This window comes from Kitasatospora sp. NPDC001603, assembly GCF_040298365.1.
GTDB lineage: Bacteria > Actinomycetota > Actinomycetes > Streptomycetales > Streptomycetaceae > Kitasatospora.
Genome location: NZ_JBEPAA010000039.1, coordinates 62,541 through 78,191, shown reverse-complemented (window position 1 = coordinate 78,191; position 15,651 = coordinate 62,541). Strand labels below are relative to the sequence as shown.

General features: G+C 74.6%; 13 protein-coding genes. 5 read left to right on the top strand and 8 right to left on the bottom strand.

All coding sequences use genetic code 11. The features are described 5' to 3' along the window. Positions 1-76: 76 nt before the first annotated feature. Positions 77-1,036 (bottom strand): D-2-hydroxyacid dehydrogenase family protein, encoded by a 960-nt coding sequence (locus tag ABT263_RS23775; RefSeq protein ID WP_352293047.1) that lies wholly within the window; start codon positions 1,034-1,036, stop codon positions 77-79. A gap of 70 nt (positions 1,037-1,106) precedes the next feature. Next, positions 1,107-2,006: an aminoglycoside phosphotransferase family protein gene (locus ABT263_RS23770; RefSeq protein WP_352293054.1), complete on the bottom strand. Its 900-nt coding sequence runs from the start codon at positions 2,004-2,006 to the stop codon at positions 1,107-1,109. Between the two features lie 710 nt (positions 2,007-2,716). On the opposite strand from ABT263_RS23770, the gene ABT263_RS23765 reads away from it, so the two are divergent. Next, positions 2,717-3,298, top strand: coding sequence for a TetR/AcrR family transcriptional regulator (locus ABT263_RS23765; RefSeq protein ID WP_352293045.1), 582 nt, complete (start codon positions 2,717-2,719; stop codon positions 3,296-3,298). A 345-nt stretch (positions 3,299-3,643) separates the two neighbouring features. Then, the gene (locus ABT263_RS23760) at positions 3,644-4,897 is read left to right on the top strand and encodes an SDR family oxidoreductase (protein ID WP_352293043.1); all 1,254 of its coding nucleotides are present in this window, start codon (positions 3,644-3,646) and stop codon (positions 4,895-4,897) included. 90 nt (positions 4,898-4,987) lie between these two features. Here ABT263_RS23760 and ABT263_RS23755 read toward each other — a convergent pair whose 3' ends face one another. Both ABT263_RS23755 and ABT263_RS23750 read right to left on the bottom strand, forming a co-directional pair. Further along, positions 4,988-5,605, bottom strand: coding sequence for a class I SAM-dependent methyltransferase (locus tag ABT263_RS23755; protein ID WP_352293041.1), 618 nt, complete (start codon positions 5,603-5,605; stop codon positions 4,988-4,990). Positions 5,606-6,007: 402 nt separating this feature from the next. Next, positions 6,008-6,238, bottom strand: coding sequence for a hypothetical protein (locus tag ABT263_RS23750; protein WP_352293039.1), 231 nt, complete (start codon positions 6,236-6,238; stop codon positions 6,008-6,010). 455 nt (positions 6,239-6,693) lie between these two features. Here ABT263_RS23750 and ABT263_RS23745 point away from each other — a divergent pair, with 455 nt between their 5' ends. Continuing rightward, positions 6,694-7,206 (top strand): hypothetical protein, encoded by a 513-nt coding sequence (locus ABT263_RS23745; protein WP_352293037.1) that lies wholly within the window; start codon positions 6,694-6,696, stop codon positions 7,204-7,206. Positions 7,207-7,274: 68 nt separating this feature from the next. On the opposite strand, the gene ABT263_RS23740 is transcribed toward ABT263_RS23745, so the two are convergent. From ABT263_RS23740 to ABT263_RS23725, 4 genes are all read right to left on the bottom strand, one after another. Continuing rightward, a complete protein-coding gene (locus tag ABT263_RS23740; RefSeq protein ID WP_352293035.1) occupies positions 7,275-9,467 on the bottom strand; it encodes an acyltransferase family protein in 2,193 nt (730 codons plus the stop codon). Between the two features lie 318 nt (positions 9,468-9,785). Next, positions 9,786-11,531 (bottom strand): glycosyltransferase family 2 protein, encoded by a 1,746-nt coding sequence (locus ABT263_RS23735; protein WP_352293033.1) that lies wholly within the window; start codon positions 11,529-11,531, stop codon positions 9,786-9,788. 180 nt (positions 11,532-11,711) lie between these two features. Further along, entirely contained in the window at positions 11,712-12,281 is a 570-nt protein-coding gene (locus ABT263_RS23730) for a GNAT family N-acetyltransferase (protein WP_352293031.1), read from the bottom strand. A gap of 131 nt (positions 12,282-12,412) precedes the next feature. Next, positions 12,413-13,840 carry a phytoene desaturase family protein gene (locus ABT263_RS23725; protein ID WP_352293029.1) on the bottom strand — a complete coding sequence of 476 codons (1,428 nt, stop codon included), beginning with the start codon at positions 13,838-13,840 and terminating at the stop codon, positions 12,413-12,415. A 289-nt stretch (positions 13,841-14,129) separates the two neighbouring features. On the opposite strand from ABT263_RS23725, the gene ABT263_RS23720 reads away from it, so the two are divergent. After that, positions 14,130-15,032, top strand: a complete 903-nt coding sequence (locus ABT263_RS23720) for a lysozyme (RefSeq protein ID WP_352293027.1) — start codon at positions 14,130-14,132, stop codon at positions 15,030-15,032. 180 nt (positions 15,033-15,212) lie between these two features. After that, positions 15,213-15,584 (top strand): PRC-barrel domain-containing protein, encoded by a 372-nt coding sequence (locus ABT263_RS23715; RefSeq protein ID WP_329486032.1) that lies wholly within the window; start codon positions 15,213-15,215, stop codon positions 15,582-15,584. Positions 15,585-15,651: the final 67 nt, after the last annotated feature.

Here is a 15,651-nt window from a genome sequence, read left to right as displayed (position 1 = left end):
GCCGGCCGGGCCGCCGAGCCAGACCGAGGTGGCGAGGGACGGGGTGTAGCCGCTGAACCAGGCGGCCTTCTTCTCGTCAGCCCAGGACGCGGACCGGGGAACCGGCCAGGAACGCCGCGATGTCCTCCACCGCCTGGCCGTAGAACGTCCGGTAGGTGTCGCCCGACACATAGCCGAGGTGCGGCGTCGCCAGCAGCCGCGGCGCGGTGCGCAACGGGTGGTCGGCGGGCAGCGGTTCGACGTCGAAGACGTCCACCGCCGCACCCGCGATCCGGCCCTCGGCCAGGGCGGCGAGCAGCGCGTCCTGGTCGACGATCGCCGCCCGCGAGGTGTTCACCAGGTACGCCCGCGGCTTCATCGACGCGAACTCGGCCTTGCCCAGCAGGCCCCGGCTGCGGTCGCCCAGCACCAGGTGGACGGAGACGAAGTCGCTCTCCCGCAGCAGCTCCTCCTTGGTGGCGGCGCGCCGGACGCCGACCGCGGCGGCCCGCTCCTCGGTGAGGTTCGGGCTCCAGGCGACCACGTCCATGCCGAACGCGAGGCCGACCCGGGCCACCAGCGCCCCGATCTTGCCCAGCCCGAGCAGCCCCAGCCGCCGCCCGGCCAGGTCCGCGCCGAGGGTGCTCTGCCACGGGCCGCCCGTGCGCAGCGCGTCGTTCTCGGTGACGATCCCCCGGGCGAGCCCGAGCAGCAGCGCCCAGGTCAGCTCCACCGGCGGCGTGGACGAACTCGCCGTGCCGCAGACCGTCACCCCGTGCGCGCGGGCGGCCGCGAAGTCGATCACCGTGTTCCGCATCCCGGAGGCCACCAGCAGCCGCAGCCGGGGCAGCCGGGCGAACACGGCCGCCGGGAACGCCACCCGTTCGCGCAAGGTCACGATGATGTCGAAGTCGGCGACGGCGTCGACCAGTTCGTCCTCCGAGCCGAAGTGCCGCGGGAAGGAGGTCAGTTCCACCCGGTCGGTCACCGGTGACCAGTCGACGATGCTCGTCGCGACACCCTGGTAGTCGTCGAGTACGGCACAGCGAAGTTTCATACCGGCACTCTCGCAGACCCGTTGGGCCGGGGGGACAGCGGCCGGGCCGTCCACCCGACCGGGACCCGCGTCAGACCTCCCCCAGCACCGTCCGGATCACGTGCCGGGCGTTGCGTGCCATCGCCGGGTTGGTCCTCCGGTAGTACGGCAGCGCGATCAGCGCCTGCGAGAGGGTCCGCCCGCGGCCGCGGACCCAGGTCGCGTCGTCCACGCCCAGCGCCTCGCGGAAGACCTCCCGCGCCCGGGCCGGCAGGAGATTCCACGCCGGGAACAGGTCGCAGGCGGGATCGCCCGTCCCCAGGCAGCCGAAATCGATGACCGCGGTCAGCCTGCCGGCTTCCACCAGCAGGTTGCCCGGCATGAGATCGGCATGCAGCCACACCGGCGGCCCGTCCCAGCCCGGGGTCCGCAACGCCTCCTCCCACACGGCCGTGGCGGCATCGCAGTCGACACCCTCCTGCGGGATCCCGCGCAGCTCCTCGATCGCCGACCTGGTCTCCACGTCGAGCGAGGCGACCGGCCCGCCGCGGTGGGCCAGGGGCGCACCGGGCAGGGTGATGCTCCGCATCGCCGCCACGAACCCGGCCAGGTCCTCGGCCAGCAGCACCGGGTCGCTCAGGGCCTCCACCTCCGGGTTCTCCCCCGCCAGCCACCGGTAGACCGACCACGGCCAGGGGAAGCCCTCGGCGGGCACCCCGTCACCGAGCGCCTCGGGGACGGGCCGGGGCAGCTGGGGCGCGAGCCGGGGCAGCCAGGCCCGCTCCAGCAGCACGTCGCCGGCCCCGCCCCGCGTCAGCGGCAGCCGGACGACCATGTCGTCGCCCAGCCGGTACATCGCGTTGACCGTCCCGCCGGACGGGAACCGCTCGACCGCCAGCCCCGCCCACTGCGGGAACTGCCCGGCGATCAGCCGCCGTACGAGATCGACGTCCGTGGGGTAGGTGCCGGGATGCATCTGCCCTGCGCTCATGTTCATGGCAGGTAATCGAACGGCCTGACGCCGGCGAACGTCAACCGCTTTCCGACGACCGCGGCTGCGCGGCACACCCAGCGGGGGTCCGCTCCAGCGTCGGCCTCGCCGCTCCCCGGCCGCCGCTACCCGCCGCCGCTCCCCGCCGCCGCACGGCCGGTCGCGCCGGCGTCCCTGCCGACCTGCCCGGGCGGCGGGGCCTCGGAGTGTACTGCGGCTCAGCCCCGTTCGGGGGCCGTCGCGCTGGTGACGATCAGCCGAGCGCGGACGCCCAGGGCGGCCCGGCCGCGGGCGCGGCGCCGGGGTGCGGAGCGTCGGGGTGCGGAGCGCCGGGGTGCGGAGCGACTGTCCGGTCGACATCCGGTTCGGCCTGGTGCTGATGACTTGGTGTCATGCGCGACAGGCCAGGGACGTAGCCGAACCGGAAGTCACGGATCCGTCAATCGCCCATGACCAGGGGGCGTGCGATTGCCACCCATGGTGAACTTCCTTGCGCGCAATGGCCGGTTCGCCTCCGCACGGCACCGGTTCACATGGCGGCGGGGTACACGCCCCCGAGGGCGCCCGGGTGCCCCGGTCCCTGGTGCCTGGTGCCCGGTGCCCGGTGCGCGGTGCCCGGTGCTCAACAGGGCGTCAACGGCCGACCCCCGATGAACAGGCCACCGGGTCGAAGGTCGACAGGAATATACAGACCGGTCTACTGTTTCCACATGGGAGTCAAGGGAGAAGAGACCCGCGCCCGGCTGATCGCCGGCACGCGCAACCTGATCGAGGCACAGGGCTACTTCGGTACCGGCCTCAACCAGATCGTGGCGGAGAGCGGCGCACCGCGCGGCTCGCTCTACTTCCACTTCCCCGAGGGCAAGGACCAACTGGTCGCCGCCGCCCTCGTCCAGGCCGGGCAGGAGGTCGAGGAAGTCCTCCGGACGCCCGCCGGTCGCAGCCCGGAAGCGACGGCACTGGTCGACCGGCTCGTCGAGGTCTTCATCGCCCGCCTGGAGGAGTCCGACTACAGCAAGGGCTGCCCCGTCGCGACCGTGGGCCTGGAGGTGGCGGGAAGCAACGAGCCTCTGCGCCGCGTCTGCGCCGAGGTGTACGCGAGCTGGCAGCTCGTGCTCACCGAACGCCTCACCGCCCAGGGGTTCGGCCCCGCCGAGGCGGAGACCGCTTCGGGCCAGGCGCTCGCCGTACTGGAGGGCGCCGTCCTGCTCGCCCGGGTGCGTCGCGACCGCCGCCCCCTGGAGGACGCCCGGCACGCCGTCCGCCACCTGCTCGGCGCGAAGAAGAAGTGACCGACCGGCCGCGCCCGTCCTGACCTCACGCGCGCGGCCCACCGGTCCGCCCGGTCCCCCCGACCCCGCAGTCGGCCGAGCTCCGATCGGCGCCGCTCGATCGTCGCCTGAAAATATACCGACCGGTCTACCGAATCTAAGCTGATGCACTGCCTTCTCACCCAGGCCACCGAGGAAATCAACCGACCGGTCTACCGAATCTGAGCCCTCACACTCCCGTCACCGTAGGCCGCGTCTGGAAATCTGCCGACCGGTCTACATACTCATCTGCCCTCCCCGCGCCCTAACTCCCACCCAGGCATCTCCCAAAAATATGCAGACCGGTCTACAGAAAAGGACCTCCAGATGAACTCCACCACCCCGCCGCAGCACCGGCTACCCCAGCCCCTGCCGCGCACCCTGGTCCTCGGCGCGACCGGTTTCCTGGGCCGCTGGCTGGTTCTCGAACTCCTCGACCGCGGCGAGCCGGTGGCCGCCGGCATCCGGGGCGGGCGCGGATCCGCACGGGACGGGCAACTGCGCCACTGGCTCCGCGAGCACGGCGCCGACGACACCGCACTGACCACCGTCGCCGCCGACCTCACCCGCCCCGGCCTCGGCCTCGGCACGACGGACGAAGCCCGGCTGACGGACATCCGCGACCTCCACAACCTCGCCGCCCTCTACCGGTTCGGCCTGGAGCGCACCGAGGCGGACGCCGCCAACGTGGCAGGCGCGCTGCACGTGCTGCACTGGGCCGCCACCCGTCCGGGGCTCCGGCGGCTCGTCCACCTCTCGGGCTACCGGGTCGGCCGGGACGCCACGCCGCGCTACCCACTCCCGGCCGCCGAGACCGACGCGCTCTACACCCGCCTCGGCGCCTACGAGGCCTCCAAACTGGTGGGCGACGCCGCCGTCCGCGTCACGGCCGCCCGCCTCGGCGTACCGCTCACCACGGTCAACCCGAGCAGCGTGGTCGGTCATTCGGTCACCGGCGAGGCCGGACAGTACCTCGGCCTGGCCGAGCTGGTCCGCCAACTCGCCCATCGGCGCCTGCCGTTGCTCCCGGGTTCGGCGCGGACCTTCCTGCCGGTGGTCGCGGTCGACCACCTGGCCCGGTTCCTCGCCGCCGTACCGGAGTTCGACGACGGTCCGGCGCACTCCCACACCGTGCTCGACCCCGCGACGCCCCCGCTGCCCGAGCTGATCGGTCTGCTCGCCGACCACCTCGGAGTGCCCGCACCCCGCGCCCTCGTCCCGGTCGGCCTGGTCCGCCGGTTGCCCCGCGCGCTGACCGGCGCCGACCCCGAGACGCTCAGCTTCCTCTCGGAGGACGGCTACGACACCACGTCCGCCGACCGCCTGGCCCGCGCCGCCGGTCTTCACCACCCACCCGTCGCCGACGTCCTGCGCCGCTGGGCGACCCGCCTGGTCGCCGACGGCTTCGGCGCCACCGCCACCGCCACCGCCACCGCCCCTCTCGCACCAGGCCCACGCGCACCCGGCCGACCGAACCCGGATCGCGCCGCTTCCCGGACCGGCCGGTTCGCCAGGTTCGGCCGCTTCGCCAGGTTCGGCCGCTTCGCCCGGTTCACCGGGTTCGGCGACCGGCGCCGCTGACCGGGGCGGCAGCACGGTTCGCCCCCGGCTCGGGCCGCATCGGGGGGTGAACCGTGCTGCCGCCGTCCGAGCAGCGGACGCCCGGCGGCCTCAGCCCTCCCCGGCGCCTGTCCGTTCGAAGGCGAGCAGGGTCCAGGTCACGCCCGGGCGGGCGTGGAGGTCGGGACGGGTGACGTGGGTCAGCAGGGTCAGGCCGTGCCGGTCGGCGAGCGCGACGGTCTCGTCGGCCGGGACGTCGAACATGCGGCGGCCCGGTGGGACGGGGCCGTGGCGGAGGGAGAGCATCACCCGACCGGCGGGCGCGAGCAGGCGGGCGAGCGCCGCCATCGCCAACTCACGCTCCCGGTCGGCCAGATGCATCCATACGGCGGTCAGCAGGACCAGGTCGAAGTGCTCCTCCGAGGCGGTGACGGCAGCCGCTTCGGGCAGTGCGTCGTCCACCCAGCGGATGTCGCTGTCGGCGTGGATCCGCTGCCCGATCCGTCGCAGCTCCCCGGTGGGCTCGGCGGCGACGACCCGGTGGCCGAGGGCCGCGAGGGCGGCCGCGTCCCGGCCGGTGCCGGCACCGAAGTCCAGGACGGCGCTCGGCGCCCCGGGGAAGAGGTGGAGCAGTTCGCGGTGGACCTGTTCGAAGGTCACCTCCTCGTACTGCACGGCGAGTTCCGCCGCCGCCTCGGCGTAACCTGCGGTGCCGGCCGGTCGGTTCACGTGCCCCCTTGTGTGTCGGACGGCTCCGGTCAGGCCGGACCGCCCGCCACCGCCGGGACGATCTTCCCCCGATTGCCGCAGCGCTCCAAACCGCGCTTCTTCGCTTCGGCGGCCACCACGGGCGCGAACGCCCGGCAGGCCCGATACAGGTGCGGCCCGCATGCCCTCACGCCCCAGCACCGGTCCCGGAGCACCCCACACCTGGAGCACCCCCAGCCGGAGCACCCCACGGCCGGAGCACCTCCTCCACCGCACCGTCCTCCGAATGGACGGCTGATCCGACGACAGCGCGCGCCCCTCCGCCGCCGCTCACTCCGCCCTGCCGCCGCCCCCGCACCGCCGACCCCGCCGCCGGCCGCCCGCCGGCCCGCCCGCCGCCCGGGGCCCGGCGACGCCCGTTCCTCAGGCCTCGCCGGCGTGCCAGGCCGGCCACTGCCAGGGCCGGTCCACCCAGTGCACACGGGACTCGTCGCGTGGATCGAGGTCGGGGAAGAGCTGGTGGATCCGTGGCTCGAACTCCTCCGGGGCCAGCGGCTCCCAGCCGTGGCCCTCGAAGTAGACCAGGCGGTAGCGGCTGTCGGTACGGAACTCGGCGACCTCGACCAGGGGCTTTGACGTGCTGTTCGTTTCCATGCCCCCAGCATGTGGCGGACCTCCGCCGCCCGCACCCGGGGTACGGCCGGCAGCGTACAGCCGGGAACGGAGTGCGGAGCGAAGTGCGGAACGGACGGCGCGACAGAACCCTCTTCCGAGTCATGTCCCGCCGTCGGCGCGCTCGTTGAGTACGGCGAACGGGTCGTCGGACGAGGCGCACGGACCGCACCGGGATCGAGGTCGACCCGGGCGGTGGACCCGGCAGTGGCGCAGCGGCGATTCGGCGGCGGCGAATTCGGCAGCAGGAGGACGAGGGCATGAGCGGGCAACCCGGCGATGGACAGTGGCAGTGGCCGGCGCAGGCGTGGGAGCCACCACCGGTACCCGTCGCGTCGCCCGTCGCACCTCCGCCCGCCGCACCCGTGCCGCCCCCGGCGGGGCCGCGGCCCCGGCGGGCGTGGGCGGCAGCGGCAGCGGCAGCCGGGATCGTCGCCGTGCTGGCGTCCGTCCTGGTGATGTGCGGGCCCGGATCGGGCGAGGAGTCGTCCGGCGTGGTGGCCTTCCCCGGTACGTCCCCCTCGCCGTCGGTGCCCTCGGTCCCCGACCTGCTGCCGGTACCGGCGCCGCCGACCACCACCGCCCCGGCCCCGGCGGACGCGGCTCCGGGCGGCGCCGCGGGCCCGACGACCGGCCCCGGCACGGCGTCCGAGGCCTCGCCGGGGGCGGAGCGGTCGGGCGTGGACGGCGCGCCGGGCGCGGCACGCTCCGCTGCCGCCCGGGCTAGGCAGAGCCGGACGCCCCGCCCGGCCCCGGCCCGGAGCCCGGAGGCCCCGGGGTCCGGCGTGTCGGCGCCCGCGGGGCCGTCGGCCGCCGCGGGGACCCCGGGCGCGACGGGCGGCGGACCGGCCACGACCGGCGGCGGCTCGATCTGCGACCAGGCCGAGCGCTTCGGCCGCTGGCCCGCCGGCTCGGAGCAGGCCAGGCTCTGCCACAACATCTACGGCTGACCGGTCGCCCCAACGATCTGTCCCCGACAGCCCGGCCCGCCACCACCCCCGGGGCCGGGCCGGGTGCCTCACCCCGCCGGTAGCAGCCCCTTGTCCAACCGGGGCGCCAGCACCTTCGCCAGCGTGTCGGTGATGTGCCCCGCGTCCCGGTAGAGCACCACCCCCTCCAGGACCGCCGGGCAGTCCGGACCGGTGCCGGGGCAGAGCAGCGGCCCGAGGTCCAGCACCCGGACGCGGTAGCGCTCGGCGAGCCCGCCGGCGAGCAGCGGGTCCTGCTCGAAGGCCGTCTCCCGGGGGAAGAAGCAGGCGTCCGAGCGGCCGTCGGAGGCTGCCAGGCAGGTCGGGATGTCCCTGCCGGGCATCGGCGTGTCGCCCAGGTAGGCGAGCGGCGCGCCGATGGCCGAGAGGCGGTCCAGCGTGCGGCTCCAGCCCTCGGCGCGCTCCGGCCCGCTGCCGTACCGGTTGAGGCCGGCCATCACGATCAGCCGTGGCTTGGGACCGGTGGCCAGCCGGGTGAGGGTGTTCTCGCGCCAGCGGTCGCACTCGTCGAAGGTCCGGCCGAGGACGTTGTTGCGCACGGTCAGGGTTGCCAGCGGGCAGCCCGGCTTGACCAGCACCTCCAGGGCCCAGTTCCGCTGCTCGGCCAGGGCGAGCGCGCCCGAGATCCACTGGCCCGCGTGCGAGTCGCCGATCAGCACGATCCGGTCGGGGCTGTCCTCGGCGCCGAACAGGCAGCGCGGGCTGTTCTCGGCGCCGAGCGGGATCTCGCAGCCGTGCCCCGGGGGGAAGTCCTCGCGGGCCCGGGCCAGCGAGGGCGTCAGGCTCAGGACCCGGCTGCCGGGGGCGAGCAGGGCGGGACCGTCGACCGCGCCGGCCGGGACGGCGATCGGCCCGGTGGTGTCGCCGAGGGCCCGGACGGTTCCGCCGCCCAGGGTCAGCCCGGCGATCAGCGGGATCACCAGCGCGCTGGCGCCGACCGCCAGGCCCCGGCGAGGGGCCGGGCTGCTGCCGTAGCGCAGCGGCTGTTCGACCAGCCGCATGGTCAGCCAGGCCGGGACGGCGCTCGCCGCCGTGAGCGCGACCAGGGTGGTCCAGGGCAGCGCGCCGTAGCGGGCCTGGGCGATGGTCAGCACCGGCCAGTGCCAGAGGTACCAGACGTAGGAGAGCCGGCCGGCGGCTCGCAGCGGACGGGCCGCGAGCAGCCGGCCGACGTCGGTGGCGCCGAGCGCGCGGTGCGCGGGTCCGGCGAGCAGCACGGCGGCGGTGCCGAGGACGGGCAGCAGGGCGGCGCTGCCGGGGAAGGGGGTGTTGCGGTCGTACCGGAGGACGGCGACCAGGACCGCCGCCGCGCCGGCCCAGCCGAGCAGACGCAGGGCCCGGCCGACCGGCCGACCGGAGCGGCCGGCCCGCGGCAGCCACCCGGCGAGGGCCGAGCCGAGCATGGCGGCGCAGGCGCCGGCGGCGAACTCCCAGAGCCGGCTGGCGGTCGAGAAGTAGCCGAGCGGCGCGGAGCCGGCCGTCCAGCGGATGCAGAGCAGCAGCGAGACGCCACCGATCGCCGTGGTCGCGACGGCGATCACGGCGGTGCGCCGGCGGCCCCTCAGGTAGCGGGCGAGGCCGAGCAGCAGCACGCCCCAGAGCAGGTAGAACTGGTTCTCCACGCCGAGCGACCAGAAGTGCTGGAGCGGGCTCGGGTCGCGCTCGGCGCCGAGGTAGTCGGTCTGCTGGCCGACGAACCGCCAGTTGGCGAACTGGCCGGCCGAGGCGATCAGGTCCCGGGCCAGGTCGGTGCCGCGCAGCGGGTCGAGCAGCGCGCCGCCGGCCAGTGCGGTGGCGACCAGGACGACCGCGGCGGCGGGCAGGATCCGGCGGGCGCGGCGGGCGGCGAAGTCCCGGAGGCCGATCGGTCGGGCCAGCAGCAGGCCGGTGATCAGGAATCCGGAGATGACGAAGAAGATGTCGACGCCGACGTAGCCGCCGGTGAAGGCCGGCACGGCGGCGTGGAAGGCGAGGACGGCGAGCACGGCGACGCCGCGCAGTCCTTCGATGTCGGGACGGAAGGCCGCCCGCTTCCGGGGCTCCTCGGCCGGCTGCGCCTGCGCCGCCACGGCGGTGCCGGCTGCCGTCAGCAGCACGAGGTCGGCCGCCGGGTCGGGGTCGGCGGCCGCACCGGCGGCACTCGGCGCGGCGGCGGAGGCGGAGGCGGAGGCTGTGGCGGTGGCGGAGGCGGAGGCGGCGGTGGCGGTGGCGGTGGCGACCACCGAAACCGCAACCGGCTCACGAACACGATCCGGGACAGCAACAGGAACAGGAACAGGAACAGGAACAGGAACGGGGACAGGAACAGGAACGGGGACAGCAACAGGGACAGGAACGGGAACGGCGCGCGGCGGTTCGGCGTTCGGTGGTACGGCCGTTGACACGGCGGGGCTCCTTGCAGGGCTGGCAGCGGCGGTTCGGGGGCCGCGCGGCCGAGTGGGGCGGCCTGGCGGGTGAGGTCGTTCCGCGCCGGTGGGGCGACGCGCAAGGGCGGCAAAGGGAAATCAACTAACGGACAAGCTCAACTCATTGACGGAACATCAGAAGAGCAGCGGGTCCGCCCAGCCGGAGGCCAGCAGGCCGCAGAGCAGCAGGACGGCGGTGACGGCGACGGCCTCGGCGCGCCCGAAGCGCAGATCGGCGGCCGCCCGCGCGGCGGCGGTGCCCCGGACGGTTCCCCCGTCCGCGCCGGTGGCGCGCCGAACGGGCGCGGTGACGTCGCCGCCCTTGCCGCCGCGCAGCAGCGGCCAGAGGGACCGGACGAGCGGGATCATCGTGTGGGCGGTGAGCCCGAGCAGCCCCACCAGCGCCCAGTACGGCTGCCAGCCGTGCAGCGCGACGGCCCGGCCGAGACCCACGGCCCCGGCGACCACGACCAGGCCGAGCCAGCCGACCCCGATCCGGGCGACCGTGCGGGCCAGCGAGCTGCCGCCGGAGACGGCGCCGGTGGGCACCCAGTCGGCGCTGCGGCGGCGCAGCGCGTGCGCGATGGCGACCACGTGGCAGAGCCCGCCGAGGAGTTGGACCCGGGTGACCTCGAAGCGCCAGCGGGTGCGGGACATCGCGGGCAGCAGGACGAGGGCGACCCAGATCGGCGGTAGGAACGGCAGGACCTGCCAGGGCTCGATCTCGTCGGGCGCGAAGAACAGCATGATCAGGGCCGGCAGCGGGATGGCGAAGACGTTCACCGCGCTGGTCGGGTAGCCGAGGATGCCGTTCCAGAAGCAGAGCCGGGCCGAGCGGCTGAGCGGCCCGCTGCGGAAGCCGGGATCGCCGACCAGGGCGAGCGAGCCGAGGCACCAGCGGTACTGCTGGCTGATGAAGGCGGGCAGGCCGGTGGGCGACATGCCCTTGGCGACCAGCGCGGGGACGTAGCGGGTGGTCCACCCGGCGCGGGCCAGCGAGAGGCCGGTGTAGAGGTCCTCGCTGTGGTCGATCTCGGCGAAGCCGCCGACCCGCTCCAGCGCGGCGCGCCGGTAGAGCGCGTTGGTGCCGCAGCAGACGGTGCCGTCCTGGGCGTCGCGGGAGGGCTGGATCCAGCGGTAGAAGATCTCCTGGGTCGCGCCGGCGGCCCGCTCCAGCCACGACATGTCCGGGTCGGTGTCGAAGCACTGGGGGCTCTGCACGATGCCGACCTCGGGGGTGTCGAGGTAGGGCACCAGGTGGTGCAGGAAGTCGGGGCGCGGGCAGAAGTCGGCGTCGAGGACGGCGATGATGTCGCCGTTGCCCTCGGCCAGGCCGTGGTTGAGGTTGCCGGCCTTCTTGAACCGGCCCCGGTCGGGCCGGGCCCGGTACTGGAAGCCGTAGGACTCGGCGAGTTCGCGCACCTCGGGACGGGCGGCGTCGTCCAGGACGAGGACGGTCAGCGCGCCCGGCCAGCGGACGGCGGCGGTGTGGCGGTAGGCGTTGTCCAGCACGGCGAGCGGCTCGCCGGCGGTGGGCAGCAGCAGGTCGACGCCGGGGTGGCGGGCGGGCTGCCAGGCGCGCAGCAGCAGGTCGTGCGAGTCACGGGTGAACCGGCGCGCCCGCTGGCCGTCGGCGAGGGAGAGCACCCAGGTCACGGCGTTGAGGACGGTCAGCACCAGGAAGGGCCAGAGCAGCGGCCGGCTGAGTGCGAAGAGGCCGAGCGTGACGGTCGCGCCGGTGTAGGAGAGGGTGGCGCAGAGCAGCACCCAGCGGCGCTGCGGGCCGAAGTACCAGTAGAGCTCCTGATCGTCGGGTGGGCTGGGCAGTCGCAGCGAGTCGTCCGCGACGGCGAGGCGCGGACCGGTGTCGGATGCGGGCATGGCGGTGCCATGGAGTACGGGCATGCGGAGATGGCCCCCCTGGGCTCGGACGGAACGTGGCCGTTCGTTCCGCCAGCCTCTCACATTGGCCTAGACCAATAATGAACGAGGTGTGACATCTCCACATCGCCGCAGGTCAGGACTTTGACATTGCGTCACCGCACTGATGGAACGTCACCATTACTGCTCGGTAAGGTCCTTCACCAGCTTCTCGAACCGCAGGTCGGGGCGGCGCGGGACGCCGAAACGCTCGTCGCCGTAGGGGAACGGCGAGTAGACACCGGTGCGGTGGAAGCCCCGGCGCTCGTACCAGGCGATCAGGTCGGCACGCTGCTCGATCACCGTCATCTCCAGCTCGACGGCGCCCCACTCCCGCGCGACGAACCGCGCGGCCTCCTCCAGCACGGCCCGCCCCACGCCGCCGCCCTGTCGGCCGGGGCTCACCGAGAACATGCCGAAGTAGGCGGTCGGGCCCCGGTGTTCGAGCTGGCAGCAGGCGACCAGCTCGCCGGCCCGCTCGACGAGCAGCACCACGCCGTCGGGGTGGGTGACGGCGGCGGTGACGCCCTCGGCATCGGTGCGCTGGCCGTCCAGCAGATCGGCCTCGGTGGTCCAGCCCGCCCGGCTGGCGTCGCCGCGGTAGGCGGATTCGACGAGGGCGAGCAGCGCGGGCACGTCGGCCACGGTCGCGGTACGGAAGTCGAGGCTGTCCGCCTCGGGCCGGGCGGTGTCCGGGGTGGTCGCGGGCACGGTGGTCCTCTTCTCATCGGTAGGGCGGCGGCCGTTCGGGTGCCGACTCAGGCATCGTGCCACAACGGCACCGCACCCCCTGGCGGCCGAGGCCGCCGCCGCGCCCCGGCCCCGACGAAGGCGCCCCCGCCTCACCCGGGCCCACCGTGCGGCACGGCGCGCAGGGCGGCCCGGGCCGCGTTGGCACCGCACATGCCGTGCACCCCGGCGCCCGGCGGGGTCGCCGCCGAGCAGAGGTAGACGCCCGGAATGCCCGTGTCGTACGGGTGCGGCGCGGTTCTCGGACGCAGCACCGTCCGGACCGGGCCGTTGGCGCCGGTGCAGATGTCCCCGCCGACGTAGTTCGGGTTGCGGCGCTCCAGCTCACCGGGGCCGGTGGCGACGGAAGCGAGGATCCGGTGCCGGAAACCCGGTGCGAACCGCTCGATCCCGGCGACGAGCAGGCCCTCGACGTCACCGGGGTAGCCGTGCGGCACGTGCGCGTAGGCATGGACGGGGTGGACGTCGCCGGCCGAGCGGCCGGGGTCGGCGAGGTACTGCTGGGCCACCACCAGGAACGGGCGCTGCGGCATCCTCCCCCGGGCCACCTCCCCCTCGGCGAACGCCACCTCCTCCAGCGTGCCGCCCACGTGGACGGTGCCGGCCCGGCGGCAGTCCGCGTTGCGCCACGGGATGCCGCCCGCCACCGCGAAGTCCACCTTGAAGGCCGCCGGCCCGTGCCGGTAGCGCAGGTACGCGCGCCGGACGGGGCGCGGCAGCGCGGGCCCGCAGATCGCCGCGGCCGCGCGGGGGGCCACGTCGAGCAGGACGACCGGGCACGGGCGCAGCTCGGCCAGCGAGGTCACCCGCACCCCGGTCTCGATCCGGCCGCCCAGCTCGCGCAGCCGCCCGGCCAGGGCCGCCGTGATCGCGCCCGAGCCGCCCTCGGCGACCGGCCAGCCTCGGTGGTGCGCGGCGGCGATCAGCAGCAGTCCGGCCGCGGAGGTCAGCGGCCGGTCCAGTGGCTGGAAGCTGTGCGCCGCGGCCCCGGCGAACAGGGCGCGGGCCCGTTCGGTGTGCCAGCGGCGGGCGAGCACGGTCGCCGGCAGGAGGGCCCGGCTGCCGAACCGGGCGAGCCGCACCGGGTGGGCGGGTACCCGGACGATCGGGCGCAGGGTGTCCTCGGCCAGCTCGTCGAAGCCTTCCGACAGGTCGCCGAACAGGCGCAGCCAGGCCGCGCCGTCCGGCCCCAGGGCGCGGGCGGTGGCGCGTACGGACCGTCCGGCGGTGACGGCGTCGCCGCCGTCCAGCGGGTGGGCCAGGTCGACCTCGGGCAGCCGCCAGCGCAGGCCGTGGCGGGCGAGGTCGGCGGAGCGCAGGAACGGCGAGGCGACCCCGAAGGGGTGCACGGCGGAGCAGTGGTCGTGCAGCACCCCGGGGAGGGTGGCCTCACCGCTCCGGGCGCCGCCGCCGATCTCCGCCGCCGCCTCCAGCACGGTGACGGCGAGGCCGCGTTCGGCCAGGGTGACGGCGGCGGCGAGGCCGTTGGGGCCGGAGCCGACCACGATCGCGTCGCTCATCACCGGGCCTCCCGTCGAGGTGCCGCCGCGCCCTCCGGGTCACGGGACGGCGGTTCGCGAACCCACGATGCCAGCCTGGCGGACGGCCCGGTCCGGCGCACCCGCTGGCGTAACCGCCGGGCCGGGCCCGACCGTGCCGCGGCCACCCGGGGGCCGCCCCCACGAGGTGTCCGGGCCTCTGGCCACCCTGGCGGGTACATGGCTACTCTGCTCTCCGTCCGGGTCAACTCCCGGGCACCAGAGGCCTCATGGGCCCTCACCGGACCATGACCGGATCAGAGGAGTGTTCATGCTCAGCACGTCCCGCTCCGCAGGCCCCACCGGTACCGCCGCACCCTCGAAATCCCGCCGTCTACCCCTCCTGGGCGCACTCGCCGCAGCCGTCGCACTGGTCACCGGCGTGACCGCGCCGGCCTACGCGGCCGAGCCCGCGCCCGCCCCGACCACCGGCGGGCAGGCGGACCGCCACCTGCCCGCCCTCCACCCCGAGCTCGACTTCGCCGGCTCCACCGTGGCCGCCCACGAAGGAAGAGCGAGCACCGCGGGCGTCGCCGCCCTCGCCGCCACCCAGACCCCCGGGCTGGACGTCTCCAGCTACCAGGGCAACGTCAACTGGGCTTCGGTGAAGGCGAACGGCGCCCGCTTCGGCTACGTCAAGGCCACCGAGGGCACCACCTACACCAACCCGTACTTCACCCAGCAGTACAACGGCTCCTACAACGCCGGCCTGATCCGCGGCGCCTACCACTTCGCCCTGCCGGACCGTTCCTCCGGCTCCGCCCAGGCCACCTGGTTCGTCAACCACGGCGGCGGCTGGTCCCGCGACGGCAGGACCCTGCCGCCCGCCCTCGACATCGAGTACAACCCCTACGGCGCCACCTGCTACGGCCTCGGCCAGAGCGCCATGGTCAGCTGGATCCGCTCCTTCAGCGACACCGTCCACGCCCGCACCGGCCGCTACCCGACGATCTACACCACCACCAACTGGTGGTCCCAGTGCACCGGAAACAACGGCGGCTTCGGCACCACAAACCCGCTCTGGCTCGCCCGCTACGGCTCCACCGTCGGCACCGTCCCGAACGGCTGGGGCTACCAGACCTTCTGGCAGTACGCCGACTCCGGCACGTTCCCCGGCGACCAGAACCTCTTCAACGGCGCCTACGACCGCCTCCAAGCCCTCGCCAACGGCTGACCCACCACGCCCCACCACGGGCTCCCGCCACTTCACCGCGGCGGGAGCCCGCTGCCCTTCCCGGGCGGTCTCCTCTGATTTCTCCCCACCCCGCATGAACCCGGCGAGGCGGGGCAGTCGGGGTGGCGAGCGCCGCCGGGGCATTCCCGGCGCAGCACACCGTGCGGAAGGGAGAGAGTCGTGAGCAACGACGTCAACATCTGGGAGTTCCGCTCCACCTCCGGCTACGTCACCGGGTCCGACCTCGTCGACTTCCGGGTGGAGGCCGTGGACGGCCACATCGGCAAGATCGACAAGCTGTCCGAGCAGGCCGACGCCCGGTACCTGGTGGTCGACACCGGGCCGTGGATCTTCGGCAAGCACGTCCTGCTGCCCGCCGGCACCGTGGTCCAGGTCGACTTCGAGGAGCGCAAGGCGTACGTCGACCGGACGAAGGACGAGATCAAGAACGGGCCGGAGTTCGACCGGGACCGACACGACCACGACGACACCGACTACCAGGAGAAGTACGCCGGGTACTACGGTCCCTTCTACGGCGGACCGGCGATCTGACCCGCCCACCCGTACCCGCGGGTTGACCCGGCCGCGAAGCCCGGCCGGCACGGACGAGCCCGGGCGG